This window comes from Curtobacterium sp. MCBA15_009 (assembly GCF_001864895.1).
In the GTDB taxonomy this organism is placed as follows: domain Bacteria; phylum Actinomycetota; class Actinomycetes; order Actinomycetales; family Microbacteriaceae; genus Curtobacterium.
The window spans coordinates 54,176-68,965 of record NZ_MJGO01000005.1; the positions used below are offsets into that span (position 1 = coordinate 54,176).

A 14,790-nucleotide genomic window follows, 5' to 3' on the forward strand; every position below is an offset into this window, starting at 1 on the left:
GCACTGCGGCACTGCGGCACCGCGCCACCGCGCCGCCGCCCCGCATGCGCCCGAACCCGCTCAGCCGCCCGCGGTCACCCCTCGAAGAACGCCCCCGGCAACCGTTTCCGCATGACCTCGATCGCCGCCGGGTTGTCGTCGATGAGCACGTACCGCCGGCCGAGCGCCGAGGCCACCGCACCCGTCGTGCCGCTGCCGGCGAAGAAGTCGAGCACCCAGTCCCCCTCGCGCGACGACGCCTGCACGATCCGGCGGAGCACCCCCTCGGGCTTCTGCGTCGGGTAGCCGGTCTTCTCCTTGCCGGTCGGCGACACGATGGTGTGCCACCAGACGTCGGTCGGCAGCTTGCCCCGCTCGCGCTGCTCCGGCGTGACGAGCCCCGGCGCCATGTACGGCTCCCGGTCCACCGTCGTCGAGTCGAACCAGTAGCGCGCCGGGTCCTTCACGTACACCAGGATCGTGTCGTGCTTGGTCGGCCAGCGGGACTTCGACTTCGCGCCGTAGTCGTAGGCCCAGACGATCTCGTTGAGGAACGACTCTCGACCGAACAGCGCGTCGAGCAGCACCTTGGCGTAGTGCGACTCGCGGTAGTCGAGGTGCAGGTACAGCGTGCCGTCGTCCGCCAGCAGTCGCCACGCCTCGACGAGCAGGGGCTCGAGGAACGACCAGTAGTCCTCGAACCGGTCGTCGAACCGCATCAGGTCGCCGCGGACCCGCTCGTAGGTCCGGCCGTGGAACCCCATCACCGGCCCGTCGGCAGACGGCACCGCGGCGCTGGCGTGCCGGCGCTGGTAGCGCCCGGTGTTGAACGGCGGGTCGAGGTAGACGAGCGTGAACGAGCCGTCGGCGTACGCGGGGACGACGTCGAGCGCGTCGCCGTGGACCACGCGGTCGGGGCCGCGATCGTCTGCCGTGTGCACGGTCCATTGTCCCGCACGGGACGCCACGGCCGACGCCGCACCCGCCGCACCCCCGCGGCACCCCGCGCCACCCAGCCGGGACCCAGCGAGCGACCGCACCCGGGCGTAGCGTGCACGGCATGGCAGCACCCGAGGTCCGGAACGACACCGACAAGCAGCAGTACTCCCTCGTCGAGGACGGCGAGGTGATCGGCTTCGCTGCGTACGAGGTCGACGGCGACGAGATCCGCTTCGTGCACACCGAGGTCGACCCGGCGCACCGCGGTGGCGGACACGCGTCGATCCTCGTGCAGCACGCGCTCGACGACCTCCGGTCCGGGTCCTCGCTCCGTGTCGTGCCGCAGTGCAGCTACGTCCACGCCTGGATCGAGCGCCACCCGGACTACCAGGAGCTCACCACGCGCTGACGCGCACCGGGACCGGTCTCGGCGAGGACGCGACCGCGACGCGACCGGCCGGCTGCGATCACCCGTCCCGCGCGGTGTCCGGCAGCTGTGAGCCACCGGCTCGGTCCGTCAGCGGGTCCCCTCGACGGGGACGTCCCACCAAGAGGGCTGCTCGTACTGCTCGGACCACCCGCGGCGCATCCGGGTCGCGGCCCGGTCAAAGGCGTCGACGAGGTCCGTGTCCGCGGTCAGCAGTGCCTGCAGGCGGAGACCGTCGTGGAGCGCCAGGAGCTGCTGCGCTCCCCGGATCGGGTCCATCGTCCCCGGCTCCCGGCCGTCGCGGACGTCCGCGGCGAGACCGTCCCGGATCATCTGCCGGAACCGGCGGTACGTCGACCGGTGGTAGTCGGCGCCGTCCGCCGTCGGGTCGGCTGCCGACGCGAGGCTCGCGGCGAGGAGCTCCATCAGCCCCGGCTCCTCCGCCTGCGCGGCCAGCAGGGCGTGCAGGAACGCCACCGTGCCCTTCTCCGCGATCAACGGGACCAGCGGCGCCGAGATCGCCTGCGTCCACCGCTCCACCGTCGCCGCGAGCAGCGCCGGCTCCGACGGGAACACCTCCTGCAGTTCGGCCACGCTCATCCCCGCACGTTCAGCGGCGACCTCGAGGGTGAACCTCGTGACGCCGCCGTCGTGGAGCGCGGTGATCGCACCGTTGATCGCACGCGTCCGTGGGGCTTCGTCCGCTTCGGCGGTCCGGCTCGTCAACGGGGCGAGCGGGTGCTTCCGGAACCACTCGAGCAGTGCACGGGCCCGGGTCACCCCCGCCGACGGGTCGAGTGCGTGGTCGGGGGCGAAGAGGTCGCTGAAGCCCGGGACCTGCTGCAGCAGCGGATCCAGCGGTTGGAACGCCATCGACCAGTCCGGGAACGACCGCTGCCCGACCGACTCGTCCGCCAGGACCCGGACGTTCGTGTGCCGCGGGTCGGCACGCACCTGCTCGAACCGCGCGGCGACGGTCTCGTCGTCTCCCTCGAGGATCCCGAGGCAGTTCTCCTCCTTGTGCGCGAGGATGCCGGTCACCCCGAGGGCGGTGTTCTTCTCCCGGCCCACCGCGAGGATCTGTGCGAGCTCGGTGTCCGTGATCGGACGGGTCTGTGTGCTGCTGTACACGATCGAACGCATCAGTCCTGGTCTCCCTCGCTCGCCGGAACGCGTTGCCCTGTCGAGTGAACCCCTCTGTCCGTCGCCCCACAACCCCTGCGGCCGCGGACGGGGAGATCGGTCGCCCGCCCCGTCTGCTCGCGCGTGCTCAGTACGAGCGGTCGTGCGTCCCGACGCGCGCCTCGTGCCGACCGGTGCTCCGCACCGTCGGCACCCGGATGAGCACGCTCCCGCTGAGCAGGTCGTGGTCGTCGTCCGCCGGTGTCGGTGCCTCTCTCGGGAGGCGCGACTGCCGTTCGTACTCGGCCTGCGTCTCGTGACGGGTCGGCGCGAACACCTCGTCCATCATCCCGATCGCACCACCGGATCCGCCGCTGCGCGTGGACTTGTTCGACAGGTCGATCCACCCCACGCGGTCGGCGATCCACACCACGACGGCCAGCGCGGCCACCGCCCCCAGGAAGATCAACCAGTTCACGGCAGCGACGTTACGTGGCGGACCGCGACGGGACATCCGCCGCGCGGGTGATGTGCACCATTCGCAGGTCGGGTGCACCGAGACGTGCTGCATACCGTCCCCTGGCCTCCAAGGACCCCGCGGTGCCAAGATGGCGACGTGCTCGACGACGCAGACCGGGATCTCATGCGGGCGATCGCCCGCTACATCGACCATGCGAACGAACTCGTGGGGTCCGAGCAGCAGACGGTCCTGACGCCGCTCGGCGAGCGGGTGCGGGACCACCTCGGCGTCGACCCGCGATCCGTTCCCGTCGTGACCGAGGAGCTGCCGGACCACCGGCTCGTCGACGCGGACGTCGCCCTCGCGGAACTCGCGGGGGACGACCCCGACGCCCTCCTCGGGATCGCCGGAGACGACAGCCGGTTCCACAGCTCGGTCAGCGAGTTCATCGCGAACCCGAGCACCCGGTGGGCCGTCGGCCCGGTGAGCTACTCGGACCGGGCGACGGGACCGGACGACACCCGTCGCGTGGTGTCCTTCGGGCTCCGACTCCTGACGTTCGACGGCGCGCGGATCGCGGTCGTGCAGCGGTCCGCCAAGCCGGAGTACGGCCGCGGGAGCGCGACGATCGAGGTCCTCGGTTCCGACCAGGACGTCGTGGCCGCGTTCCTGCGCCGGTTCCGCGCGCTCATGATCGAACGCAGCGTGCTGCGAGGGCAGGTGCTGTCCTTCGTGCAGTCCGAGTACGGCGCGGATGCCGGCGCGACCTTCCTGCGCCGACCGGACGTCACCGCGGACGACGTCGTGCTCGCCGACGGCGTGCTCGACGAGGTCGTCGACCACGTCGTGGGGATCGGCGAGCAACGCGAGGCGCTCCTCGCCGCCGGACAGCACCTCAAGCGCGGGGTCCTGCTCTACGGCCCGCCCGGTACCGGGAAGACCCTGACCATCCGCCACCTGCTCGCCCGCACCGAGGGCGTCACGGCGGTCCTGCTCACCGGGTCGAGCATCGCCGCGATCGGGGCCGCGGCCGAGATCGCCCGGACGTTCCAGCCCTCACTCGTCGTGATGGAGGACATCGACCTCGTCGCGATGGAGCGCCACAGCTCCCCGCAGCCACTGCTGTTCGAGGTGCTCGACGCCCTCGACGGTCTCGACGGCGATGCCGACGTCGCGTTCGTCATGACGACGAACCGGGTGTCCGTGCTCGAACGGGCCCTGGCGGACCGCCCCGGCCGAGTGGACCTGGCGGTCGAGATCCCGCTGCCGGACCTGCCGGAGCGCACGCGGCTCTTCCGCCGGTACGCCGGTTCGCTGCCGTACTCCGACGACGCCCTCGCGGTGGCGGCGGAGCGCGCCGCGGGCACCACCGGCTCGTTCGCGAAGGAGCTCATGCGCCGGAGCGTCCTCGCCGCCGCCCTGCGCGGAGCGGAACCCGACGACACCGACCTGCTCTCGGCACTCGACTCGCTGTTGACCGAGCGGAGCGCCCTGACGCGGAAGCTGCTCGGCACCCGTTCCGACGACGACACCGACGAGCCCGACGAGGACGAGGACGAGGACGAGGACGAGATCACCTTCAGCGGTTCGTACATCGCGCCCGTACAGCAGATCGCCCTCCGCGCGGACCAGCCCGCGGCCGGCGTCGACCTCGTCCTCCGCGATCCCGAAGACGAGGACGATCAGCCCGGGTCGTGACTCGAACGTCCGATCACGGCACCCGCTCGAGCCACTCCTTCGTCGCGAACTTGGTCCGCACGAGTTCCTGCGCGCGCTCGCGCTCGGCCTCGGTGACGTGCCCCTCGGTCGCCCCGTAGAGCTTCGTGAAGGTGCCGATGAGCCGCTCGATGACCTCGGCGCGGGGCAGCCCGGTCTGCGAGCGCAGCGGGTCGACGCGCTTCGCAGCCGAGGTGGTGCCCTTGTCGCTCATCTTCTCGCGGCCGATGCGCAGCACCTGCACCATCTTCTCGCCGTCCATGTCGTAGCTCATGGTGGCGTGGTGCAGCAGCGCGCCGGTGCCGAGGCGCTTTTGCGCGGCGCCGCCGATCTTGCCCTTGGTCGAGGTGATGTCGTTGAGCGGCTGGTAGGACGCCTCGATACCGAGCGACTTGAGCGCCTCGATCACCCACTCGTCCAGGTAGGCGTACGAGTCGGCGAAGGTCATGCCCTGCACCAGGTCGCTCGGCACGTACAGCGAGTACGAGATGACCGCCCCGGCGTCCATGAACATGGCGCCGCCGCCGGAGATGCGCCGGACGACCTCGATGCCGAACTTCTCCGCGCCCTCGGGGTCGACCTCGTTCTTGAGCGACTGGAACGACCCGATGACGACGGCCGGCTGGTCCCACTCCCAGATGCGCAGGGTCGGACCGCGGCGGCCGGCGCCGACCTCCTCGGTGAGGACCTGGTCGAGCGCGAGGTGCTCGTTCGGACTGATCGGGCCCTCGTGGACGATCTCCCAGGCGTAGTCCTGCCACGACGACGCGCGCGAGAGCGCCCGGCGGACGGCGACCCCGACGGCCTCGGGCGTGAAGCCGAGCAGGACGGCGTCGGCGGGGAGCGCTGCGCGGACGGCCGCGGCGATGCCGGCGGCGTCCGTCGTCGCGGGCAGACCGTTCACGGCGTCGTCGATGCGGGCCAGCGCCTCGTCCGGCTCGAGGAAGAAGTCTCCGGCGAGCCGGAACTCCTGGACGTCCCCGTCGACCACCTCGAGGTCGACGACGACGAGCTTGCCACCTGGGACCTTGTACTCACCGTGCACGCCACGAGCCTACGCCCGCGCGGACAGGTCCATGCCGGTCCACGTCGCCCCGGCCGCCATCACGCACCCACCTGCCGGACGGGAGGCCCGTGTCGGCCCCGCCACGGGCCTCCCGTCCGTCGTTCCCACCCATCGCACCCACAGTGGGAAGCACTTTCGCGCGTAGGAGGCCGGAACTTCCTGCTCACCACGCGCGATCCGCCTTCCCATGCGCGGAACAGCCACCCACGCGCGAAACTGCACCCGCGCGGAACAGCCACCCACGCGCGGAACAGCACCAGCGCGGAACAGCCACCCGCGCGGCACAACCCCCTACGCTCGCGCCGCCACCCGGTCCAGCCACGCGACCAGGTCACCGACGACCTCGTCGCGGTTGGTCTCGTTGTAGACCTCGTGCCGCGCGCCCTCGTACACCTGCACGGTCACGTCGGAGAGCCGGCCGCGTCGGCGGTACGCCTGCGCCAGCCGCTCGACCGAGCGCGGCCCGCCGAGGGTGTCGTCCGACCCGACCTGCAGCAGCATCGGCAGGTCGTGCGGGATCCCCCGTCGCGGCACGCCGAGCAGCCGCAGGGTGTCGGGCAGGCCGAACAGCCCGATGACGTCGGCCTCGACCGCGAGCGGATCGAGCGCGATGGCGTCGATGATCGAGCGGTCGCGGGTGAGCCACTCGTACTTCGTCGGCCCGGAGCCGGCGTGCCGGGCGTTGAGGTCGCCGCCGTTCATCCAGCCGGGCAGCCGGTAGGCGGTGGCGGAGAGCACGACGCCGTCGTACGCCTCCGACGCCGTGTTCACGATCCGCTGGGCCATCAGCGATCCCCACGAGTGGCCGAGCAGCACGAGCGGGACGCCCGGGGTGTCCGCGCGGGCGACCGCACCCATCTGCTCGACCGCCGCGATCGCGGCGCGCAGCCCGCCGGGGCCGAGTCGGCCGAGCTTCGCGTGGTCACCGTCCCACTGCCCGAGGCCGGTGCGTCCGTGCCCCCGGTGGTCGTTGGCGTGCACGGTGTACCCGGCACGGACGAGGTCCTGCGCCAGGGGCTCGTACCGCAGCCCGTGCTCGCCGACACCGTGGGCGATCTGCACGATGCCCTTCGGCCGCGCCGCACGCCAGGTCGAGTAGACGATCTCGACGCCGTGCGCGTCGGTGAACGAGGCGTCGCCTCGGGCTGCGGAGAACGTGGGCACGGCCACATCTTCGCAGACGCACGAACCCGCCGACCTGTTCACCCGGCGTTCACGCGGCGGGGTCCGAGCGGGCCTAGCGTCCTCCGCATGGACGTCCTCGTCATCGTCGTGCTGGTGATCGTGGTGGCCCTCGTGTTCGACTTCACGAACGGGTTCCACGACACCGCCAACGCCATGGCCACGTCGGTCGCCACGGGTGCGCTCAAGCCCCGGACCGCCGTGCTCATCTCCGCCGTCCTCAACGTGGTCGGCGCGTTCCTGTCCACCGAGGTCGCCAAGACGGTCTCGCAGGGCATCATCCGCGAGGGCGAGAGCGGCATCGCGATCACCCCGACCATGATCTTCGCCGGGCTCGTCGGGGCGGTGCTCTGGAACCTCGCCACGTGGTACTTCGGCCTGCCGTCGTCGTCGACGCACGCACTGTTCGGCGGGCTCATCGGCGCCTCGATCATCGGCGCCGGCATCGACTCGGTGAGCTGGTCGACGGTGGTGTCGAAGGTCGTGCTGCCGGCGGTGCTCTCCCCGGTCATCGCGGGGGTCATCGCGCTCGTGGCCACCTACCTGGCGTACACGCTCACGAAGAACGCCACCACGCACGGTGCCGCGACGGGCTTCCGGCACGGCCAGACGATCTCGGCGTCGCTGGTGTCGCTCGCCCACGGCACGAACGACGCGCAGAAGACGATGGGCGTCATCACGCTGACGCTCATCGCGGCGGACTACCAGGACGCCGGCACCGGGCCGGCGCTCTGGGTGATCCTGGCCTGCGGGCTGGCGATCGGCCTCGGCACCTACACCGGTGGCTGGCGCATCATGCAGACCGTCGGCAAGAAGATCTCCGACGTGCAGTCGCCGCAGGGCTTCGCCGCCGAGACGAGTTCCGCTGCGACGATCCTCGTCTCGTCGCACCTCGGCTTCGCGCTGTCCACGACGCACGTGACGAGCGGGTCGGTGGTCGGCTCCGGGCTCGGCAAGAAGCTCGCCGACGTGCACTGGTCGGTCGTCGGGCGCATCGTCGTCGCGTGGGTCGTCACGTTGCCGGCAGCGGCGGTCGTCGGGGCCCTCGCCACCGCCGTCGCCGCGAGCTCGACGGTCGGCCTGGTCGCCGTCGTGGTGCTCGGCCTCGCCGCCGGGCTGACGTTCTGGTTCCTCGCGAGGCGCAAGCCGATCTCGCACGAGGACGTCACCGCCGACGACACCGCGGACCAGCCGGCCGCGGTCGTGAACTGAGGAGGACGACGATGGACATCGACTTCACCGCCATCGCGACGGTCGCCGTCGTGGGGTTCGTGTCGGCCGTGGGCGTGGTGCTCGTGTACACGCTCGGCCTCCGCCTGCTCGGGACGGGCCAGCCGGTCGACGCCGGCGGCGAGCGCACCCGGTACGCGCAGGAGACGCCGCGGTCCGGCCACGCCCCGCCGGCCGCGCTGGCGGGCGCGGTGGTCTGCTTCGCGGTCTGCGTCGCGGCGGTCCTGACCGGGATCTGGCTGACCATCCCCCAGTTCCACTGACGGTGGACGTGCGGCGACTGCGATGATCGGAGGGTGCCGACCACCCACCGTCTCGAGTCCACCGCCGACTCCACCGTCGACGTCCTCACCGCCGAGCGCCGGCCGGTGCTCACCGTCGCCCCGGGTGACACCGTCACCGTCCACACCCTGAGCGCCGCCGGGTACACGGAGCGGCAGCCGGCACCGGGCGTCGACGCCCCGACGCTCATCGACCCGCGCCGCGGCCACTGCCTGGTCGGCCCGATCGCGGTCACGGGCGCGCGGCCGGGGGCGGTCCTCGCGGTGCGGTTCGACGACCTCGTGCCGGACGACTGGGGCTACACCGGCTCCGGCGGAGTGGACACCCCGGTGAACCGGGCGCTCGGGCTGACCGACCCGGCGTCCCGCGGTCCGCTCCTCTGGGACATCGACCCGGAGCGGGGCGTCGCGGTGAACCAGCTCGGGCTGGGGGTCCGGACCGCGCCGTTCCTCGGCGTCGTCGGGCTCCCGCCGGAACCCACCGGCGAGCACTCCACGATCCCGCCGCGACCGCTCGGCGGCGGGAACATCGACTGCCGCGAGCTCGTCGCCGGCTCGACCCTCTACCTGCCGGTCACGGTGCCGGACGCACTGCTGTCCGTCGGCGACGGGCACGCGGCGCAGGGCGACGGCGAGGTCTCCGGCACCGCCGTCGAGTGCGGCATGACCACCACGATGACGCTGACGCTCCTCGACACGGCTCCGGTCGAGGGCGTGCACGCGGACACCCCGGCGGGCCGGATCACCTTCGGCTTCGACGCCGACCTGAACGCCGCGACCGCGACGGCCCTCGACCGCATGGTCGACTGGATCGTCGCGCTGCACGGCACCAGCCGCGCCGAGGCGCTCGCCATGGCGAGCGTCGCGGTGAGCATGCGGGTGACGCAGGTCGCGAACCGCACGTGGGGCGTGCACGCCCTGCTCCCCCACGACGCGATCCTGACGGGCGCCTCCGCGACGGACGCGCGGCCCTGACGGACAGGAGGCCCGTCCAGCGCGAGCCGACCGGCTCACGCTGGGCGGGCCTCCCGTCAGACCACCACGCGACGCGCGTCAGTGCGCGGAGTAGCCGCCGTCGACCAGGTGGTAGCTGCCACTGATGAAGGACGCCTTGTCGCTCAGCAGGAAGAGCACGAGCGCGGCGACCTCGGTGTCGGTGCCGAGGCGCTTCGCCGCGTGCTCGGCCTCGAGCGCCGACAGGGCCTCGGGCGAGAGCGACGCGCGCACGAGCGGCGTGTCGATGAAGCCGGGGCCGACGGCGTTCGTGCGGACGCCCTGCGCCGTGTACTCGAGCGCAGCGACCTTCGTCAGCCCGACGAGCGCGTGCTTCGACGCGACGTAGGCGGCGTTCTCGGCGATGCCGACCGAGCCGAGCACCGACGCCATGTTGACGATCGCGCCCCCGCCGGCGGCGAGCATCGCGGGGATCTCGTAGCGGAGCCCGTAGAAGACGCCGTCCAGGTCCACCGCGCGCACGCGGTCCCACGCCTCGACGTCGTACTCGCCGATGGGCTGCGGGGCGGCACCGATGCCGGCGTTGTTCACGGCGAGGTGCAGGGCCCCGTACGTGTCCACGGCGAACCGCACCATGCGCTCGTTGTCGGCGGCGACGGCGGAGTTCGCCTCGAACGCCGAGGCGGTGCCACCGGCTGCCTCGATCTCACCGACGACGCGCTGCGCGGCGTCCTGCTTGATGTCGGTGACGACGACCGTCGCGCCCGCCGCGGCGAGCTCCTTCGCGATCGCCTCACCGATCCCGCTGCCGCCACCCGTGACGATCGCGACCTTGCCCTCGAACTCGGACATGTTCTCCTTCTCTCTCGGCAACACCTGTTGTCTGTCTGCAGCGTACACCGACCGGGAAGTTCGTTCGCTGAACTAATGAGCTAGACTAACGACCCGTGACCGACGCCACCGACCTCCGCATCGCCGTGAACCGGCTGTCCCGGACGCTCCGCGCGCAGAAGGCCGACGCCGCCGTCACCGACGCCCAGTTCTCCGCCCTGGCACGACTGCACCGCGACGGCGCGATGACGCTCGCCGAGCTCAGCCGCCAGGACGGCGTCACCCCGCCGTCGATGACCCGGACCGTCGCGGTGCTCATCGAGCGCGGACTCGTCTCGAAGAGCGGGCACGACGACGACCGCCGCAAGGTGGTGCTCTGCGCGACGCCCACCGGCGCCGCCCTGGTCGAGGAGACCCGACGGCGCCGCGACGGCTGGCTCACCCCGCGGCTCGCCGCACTCACCCCCGCCGAGCGGGCGACCCTCGCCGACGCCACCGAGATCATGAGGAGGCTGGCCCAACCGTGAGCGCCATGTTCCGATCACTCGCCGGCCGCAACTACCGCATCTGGTTCGCCGGCGCCCTGGTGTCCAACGTCGGCACCTGGATGCAGCGGACCGCCCAGGACTGGATCGTCCTCACGCAGCTCTCCGACGACGACGCCGTCGCGGTCGGCATCACGATGGCGCTGCAGTTCGGCCCGCAGCTGCTGCTCCTGCCCCTGACCGGACTCGTCGCGGACCGCTTCGACCGACGGCGCACGCTCATGCTGACCCAGGCCCTCATGGGGCTGCTCGGCCTCGGGCTCGGCGTCATGGTCCTCACGCACACCGCCACCCTGCTGGCGCTGTACGGCTTCGCCCTGGCACTCGGCATCGTGGCCGCGTTCGACACCCCGGTCCGCCAGGCGTTCGTCTCCGACGTCGTGCAGGGCGAGCACGTGGCGAACGCCGTCGCCCTCAACTCGGCGTCGTTCAACGCCGCCCGGCTCATCGGCCCGGCGGTCGCCGGCGTGCTCATCGCGGCGATCGGCTCCGGCTGGGTCTTCGTCATCAACGCCGGCTCGTTCCTGGCGGTCCTCGTCGCGCTGCGCTTCGTCGACCCGGCGCAGCTCGCCGAACGGGTCCGGGCGAAGCGCGGCAAGGGGCAGGTCGTCGCCGGCTTCCGCTACGTGCGCACCCGGCCGGACATCGTCGTCGTCCTCTGCATGATCTTCGTGGTCGGGACCTTCGGCGTGAACTTCCCGATCTTCACCTCGACGATGGCCCGGGTCGAGTTCCACCAGGGAGCCGGCGAGTTCGGTCTGCTCAACTCGGTGATGGCGATCGGCTCGGTCGCCGGCGCCCTGCTGTCGGCGCGACGGGACCGTCCGAGGATGCGCACCCTCGTGCTCGCGGCCGGTGGCTTCGGCCTCGCCTGCACCGCCGCCGCCCTCGCGCCGACGTACTGGACGTTCGCCGTCGTGCTGGTCTTCGTCGGACTGGCCGCGCTGACGTTCATGACGACCGCGAACGCACTCGTGCAGACGACGACCGAACCGGTGATGCGCGGCCGCGTCATGGCGCTCTACATGGCGATCTTCGCCGGCGGCACCCCGATCGGGGCACCGATCGTCGGCGCCGTCGCGGACGCCTGGGGCCCGCGGTGGGCGATCACGGTCGGCGCCGCGTCGGGCTTCGTCGCCCTGGCCATCGCGATCGTGTGGCTCGTCCGGTTCCAGCACCTGCGGCTGCGGTACGACGCCGACAGCCGACTGCACCTCGCCGTCACCGCCTCCGTCCCGGTGCTCGACCCCGCGACCCGACGGGCCGCACTGTGCGCCGAGCTCGAACGCGACGAGGCCGTCACGGACCGCTCCAGCTCCGTCTGACCGCTCGGGGCACCCGGCTTCGGGACGCGCGGCTCAGTGTGCGGGGGCGGACACGGCGAACACGCGTTCGTCGAGCGCCACGATCACCCGGTCCGCGGCAGCGGCGATGTGGGCGCCCGCTTCGGACACGACGTCGAGGGCAGCGTCCACGGGCACCGCGTCGAGCCGGGCGCGCGCCTCGACGAACCCGGCGACCTCGTCGTCGACGCAGGACGGCGCGAGGTCGTCGAGGCACTCGGCGGCACGACGTACGCCGAACCGCAGAGAACGCGGGCTGTGCTCGTCGAGGAGCAGGAACGCGGCGGCGTCGACCGGCACGGGCGCGTGGTCGCGACCCCGCAGGAAGGCCTCCCCCGCGCCGCAGGCCCGGAGGGCCGCCACCCACGAGGTGATCTCCTCCGACGCGATCAGCCCCGAGGCGAGCAACCGCGCCGTCGACGCGCAGCGGGTCAGCGAGCGGCCGAGCGTGAAGAACTCCCAGACCTCGTCGCGGCTGGCGTCCCCCTCCACCACGCCGATCGCCAGGGCACTCCGTTCGCGCACCCACGACAGGAACTCGTGCGCCCGGTCCGGCGCGACCTTCCGGGGCATCCGCGACCGCGTGACGTCGAGGCAGTCCCAGAGCTCGCTCGAGACGACCTCGCGCGCGCGGCGGGCGTGGTCGCGCGCGACCGCGACGGCGGCCGCGATCGAGGCGGGCTCGTGCCGGTCGAGCGCCAGGCCGTCGATCGTCGTCGCACGGTCGGCGTCGTCCCCGGGGCCGGCGGCGCCGACCACCGACCGGAGCTCCGCCGCGACGAGCCGGTCGTCCTCGACGGTGCCGGGCTCCCGTCGCGCGACGTACACGTCGAGCAACCGGGCGACGACGTCGGTCCGCTCGACCGCGCTCCCCACGTGGAAGACGTTGCCCGCGAGACGGCTCAGCACGGCTGCTCCTGCATGCCCAGAACCTAACGAGCGGGCGTTGCGGGAGTGTTTCCGGACCGCGTCACGGGTGTTGCGGCTGTCCCGAGGCCGCGCTCGCTAGACAATCTAACTAGAGCGTCTAGCATTGAACCATGACGTCCGAGGTGATGACCGGCACCGCGGGGTACTGGTACAGGGACTCCGGGGTCGCCGCTGTCGACGTGTTGAACGCGCTCCGCCGCTACCGCAGCGCCGAGAGCGCCGCGCAACGCCGTGCGCGGGAAGCGCTGGGCATCGGCGAGAACGCACTGCTCGCGCTCCGCATCCTCATCGACGCCGAGCACGAGGGTCGGTCGATGAACGCGAAGGACCTGGCCGAGCGGCTCGAGATCACCGCAGCGTCGACCTCCGCCCTGGTCGACCGGCTCGTCCGCAGCGGCCACGTCGAACGACACCCGGACCCGAACGACCGTCGCGGGGTCATCCTGACCGCCACCGGTACCTCGATGCGGGACGCCCTGCGGGTGATCGAGGAGCTCGACAACCGCGCGCTCGGGGTCACCGAGCACCTGCCCGTCGACGAGATGGCGGTCGTCGTGGAGTTCCTCGACGAGATGGTGCGCGTGGTCGAGGACGCCGACACGGGCGACCACGCCTCCCGCGCGTAACCTGCTCTCCATGGAGCCTCGCCGCACGCACGACCCCGAGGACGACATGCCGCTCGCCGAGCTCGACGCGCGCGCCCGGGCCGAGGCGGCGCTCCGGCGGATCGAGCGCGGAGCGGATCCCACCCGCGAGGCCTTCGACCTCGCGAACACCATGAACGACGAGGCCGTCGGACGGCTCACGAAGCGTCTGCGGGAGCTCTTCCGCCGGAGCTGACGGCGACCCGGGTCAGAACGCGGTGCCGACCGCCGCGATGTCGTCTCCGCCGTGCCCCGCAGCACTCGCGTCCGCGTAGACGCGGCCGAGCGCCTCGAGCACCGTGGTGGTGACCCCGGCGTCGCGCGCGGCCGCGGTGATGAGCCCGATGTCCTTCCGGAGCCCGTCGAGCGCGAACTGCGCCGGGAACGCCCCCTCGAGCATCGCGGCGCCCTTCGTGTGGGCGTAGGCCGAGTCGCTCGCACTGCCGTCGATGGCCTCGAGGAAGAGCCCCGGGTCCAGCCCGAGCGCCCGGGCGATGGCCAGCGACTGCCCGGTGGCCGCGGTGATGGAAGCGATCCAGGCGTTCGCGGCGAGCTTCAGCGCGGTGCCGGCACCGACGGCGTCCCCGGCCCGGACCGTCTTCGCGCCGACGGCGTCGAGCACGGGGTCGACCCGGTCGAGCACGTCCGAGGGCCCCGCTGCGAGCATCGTCAGCGTGCCCTGCTCCGCCGGGGCCTTCGTGCCGAGCATCATCGCCTCGACCAGGGTGATGCCGTACTTCGCGGCGAGCTGCACGATCGTCTCGGTGCCGGCGACCCCGACCGTCGAGCACTGCACCCACACGGCGTCGGTCGGCGCCTCGCCGGCGGCCTGCTCGAGCACGTCGACGACCGCGTCGGTGTCGAACAGCGTCAGCAGCACGACCTCGGCCTGCTCGACGGCATCACCGGGGTCGTGGGCGACGACGGCTCCCCGGTCGCCGAGCGGGGCGGCCTTGTCGGCGCTCCGGTTCCAGACCGTGACCTCGTGGCCCTCGCGGAGCAGCGACCCCGCGACCCCGGCCCCCATCGCTCCCGTCCCCAACACCGTCACTCGCACGTGCGTCTCCGTCCTGCCGCGACGCTCGTGCCGCGGCCGGTCAGACGGTACGCGCGCCGGACCGGGGCGGTGCTCGGCGAACGG

The 14,790-nt window shown here is 72.4% G+C and carries 17 protein-coding genes; 9 read left to right on the plus strand and 8 right to left on the minus strand.

Annotated features, from left to right (window positions below; translation table 11 throughout):
• Window positions 1-74: 74 nt before the first annotated feature.
• Window positions 75-920: a DNA-methyltransferase gene (locus BIU97_RS02315; protein WP_071296975.1), complete on the minus strand. Its 846-nt coding sequence runs from the start codon at window positions 918-920 to the stop codon at window positions 75-77.
• A 119-nt stretch (window positions 921-1,039) separates the two neighbouring features.
• Here BIU97_RS02315 and BIU97_RS02320 point away from each other — a divergent pair, with 119 nt between their 5' ends.
• Window positions 1,040-1,327: a GNAT family N-acetyltransferase gene (locus BIU97_RS02320; protein ID WP_071296976.1), complete on the plus strand. Its 288-nt coding sequence runs from the start codon at window positions 1,040-1,042 to the stop codon at window positions 1,325-1,327.
• Window positions 1,328-1,435: 108 nt separating this feature from the next.
• On the opposite strand, the gene BIU97_RS02325 is transcribed toward BIU97_RS02320, so the two are convergent.
• Both BIU97_RS02325 and BIU97_RS02330 read right to left on the minus strand, forming a co-directional pair.
• Window positions 1,436-2,488 carry a BLUF domain-containing protein gene (locus BIU97_RS02325; protein ID WP_071296977.1) on the minus strand — a complete coding sequence of 351 codons (1,053 nt, stop codon included), beginning with the start codon at window positions 2,486-2,488 and terminating at the stop codon, window positions 1,436-1,438.
• Between the two features lie 127 nt (window positions 2,489-2,615).
• Complete coding sequence (locus BIU97_RS02330; RefSeq protein WP_071253619.1) at window positions 2,616-2,945, minus strand: hypothetical protein; 330 nt, start codon at window positions 2,943-2,945, stop codon at window positions 2,616-2,618.
• A 138-nt stretch (window positions 2,946-3,083) separates the two neighbouring features.
• Between BIU97_RS02330 and BIU97_RS02335 the strand changes: the two genes are divergently transcribed.
• Window positions 3,084-4,625 (plus strand): AAA family ATPase, encoded by a 1,542-nt coding sequence (locus BIU97_RS02335; RefSeq protein ID WP_071253618.1) that lies wholly within the window; start codon window positions 3,084-3,086, stop codon window positions 4,623-4,625.
• Between the two features lie 13 nt (window positions 4,626-4,638).
• Here BIU97_RS02335 and BIU97_RS02340 read toward each other — a convergent pair whose 3' ends face one another.
• Both BIU97_RS02340 and BIU97_RS02345 read right to left on the minus strand, forming a co-directional pair.
• Entirely contained in the window at window positions 4,639-5,688 is a 1,050-nt protein-coding gene (locus BIU97_RS02340) for a lipoate--protein ligase family protein (RefSeq protein WP_071253616.1), read from the minus strand.
• 312 nt (window positions 5,689-6,000) lie between these two features.
• The gene (locus BIU97_RS02345; RefSeq protein WP_071296994.1) at window positions 6,001-6,873 is read right to left on the minus strand and encodes an alpha/beta hydrolase; all 873 of its coding nucleotides are present in this window, start codon (window positions 6,871-6,873) and stop codon (window positions 6,001-6,003) included.
• An 87-nt stretch (window positions 6,874-6,960) separates the two neighbouring features.
• Between BIU97_RS02345 and BIU97_RS02350 the strand changes: the two genes are divergently transcribed.
• The 3 genes from BIU97_RS02350 to BIU97_RS02360 are packed head-to-tail and all read left to right on the plus strand — an operon-like array spanning window position 6,961 to window position 9,377.
• Window positions 6,961-8,103, plus strand: a complete 1,143-nt coding sequence (locus BIU97_RS02350; protein ID WP_071296978.1) for an inorganic phosphate transporter — start codon at window positions 6,961-6,963, stop codon at window positions 8,101-8,103.
• 11 nt (window positions 8,104-8,114) lie between these two features.
• Window positions 8,115-8,384 (plus strand): hypothetical protein, encoded by a 270-nt coding sequence (locus BIU97_RS02355; RefSeq protein WP_071296979.1) that lies wholly within the window; start codon window positions 8,115-8,117, stop codon window positions 8,382-8,384.
• Between the two features lie 33 nt (window positions 8,385-8,417).
• The gene (locus tag BIU97_RS02360; RefSeq protein WP_071296980.1) at window positions 8,418-9,377 is read left to right on the plus strand and encodes an acetamidase/formamidase family protein; all 960 of its coding nucleotides are present in this window, start codon (window positions 8,418-8,420) and stop codon (window positions 9,375-9,377) included.
• Between the two features lie 78 nt (window positions 9,378-9,455).
• Here the strand turns inward: BIU97_RS02360 and BIU97_RS02365 are convergent, their stop codons facing one another.
• Entirely contained in the window at window positions 9,456-10,208 is a 753-nt protein-coding gene (locus BIU97_RS02365) for an SDR family NAD(P)-dependent oxidoreductase (RefSeq protein WP_071253719.1), read from the minus strand.
• Between the two features lie 95 nt (window positions 10,209-10,303).
• Between BIU97_RS02365 and BIU97_RS02370 the strand changes: the two genes are divergently transcribed.
• Together BIU97_RS02370 and BIU97_RS02375 are read left to right on the plus strand one after the other, a co-directional pair.
• Window positions 10,304-10,714, plus strand: a complete 411-nt coding sequence (locus BIU97_RS02370) for a MarR family winged helix-turn-helix transcriptional regulator (RefSeq protein WP_071296981.1) — start codon at window positions 10,304-10,306, stop codon at window positions 10,712-10,714.
• A 5-nt stretch (window positions 10,715-10,719) separates the two neighbouring features.
• A complete protein-coding gene (locus BIU97_RS02375) occupies window positions 10,720-12,057 on the plus strand; it encodes an MFS transporter (RefSeq protein ID WP_368073077.1) in 1,338 nt (445 codons plus the stop codon).
• A 33-nt stretch (window positions 12,058-12,090) separates the two neighbouring features.
• Here BIU97_RS02375 and BIU97_RS02380 read toward each other — a convergent pair whose 3' ends face one another.
• Complete coding sequence (locus tag BIU97_RS02380; RefSeq protein WP_071253607.1) at window positions 12,091-12,984, minus strand: alpha-E domain-containing protein; 894 nt, start codon at window positions 12,982-12,984, stop codon at window positions 12,091-12,093.
• Between the two features lie 131 nt (window positions 12,985-13,115).
• Here BIU97_RS02380 and BIU97_RS02385 point away from each other — a divergent pair, with 131 nt between their 5' ends.
• Both BIU97_RS02385 and BIU97_RS02390 read left to right on the plus strand, forming a co-directional pair.
• Window positions 13,116-13,631, plus strand: coding sequence for a MarR family winged helix-turn-helix transcriptional regulator (locus BIU97_RS02385; protein ID WP_071253606.1), 516 nt, complete (start codon window positions 13,116-13,118; stop codon window positions 13,629-13,631).
• Window positions 13,632-13,641: 10 nt separating this feature from the next.
• On the plus strand, window positions 13,642-13,845 hold the full coding sequence (locus tag BIU97_RS02390) for a hypothetical protein (RefSeq protein WP_071253605.1): 204 nt from the start codon (window positions 13,642-13,644) through the stop codon (window positions 13,843-13,845).
• Between the two features lie 12 nt (window positions 13,846-13,857).
• Here the strand turns inward: BIU97_RS02390 and BIU97_RS02395 are convergent, their stop codons facing one another.
• Window positions 13,858-14,706, minus strand: a complete 849-nt coding sequence (locus BIU97_RS02395) for an NAD(P)-dependent oxidoreductase (RefSeq protein WP_254782842.1) — start codon at window positions 14,704-14,706, stop codon at window positions 13,858-13,860.
• Window positions 14,707-14,790: the final 84 nt, after the last annotated feature.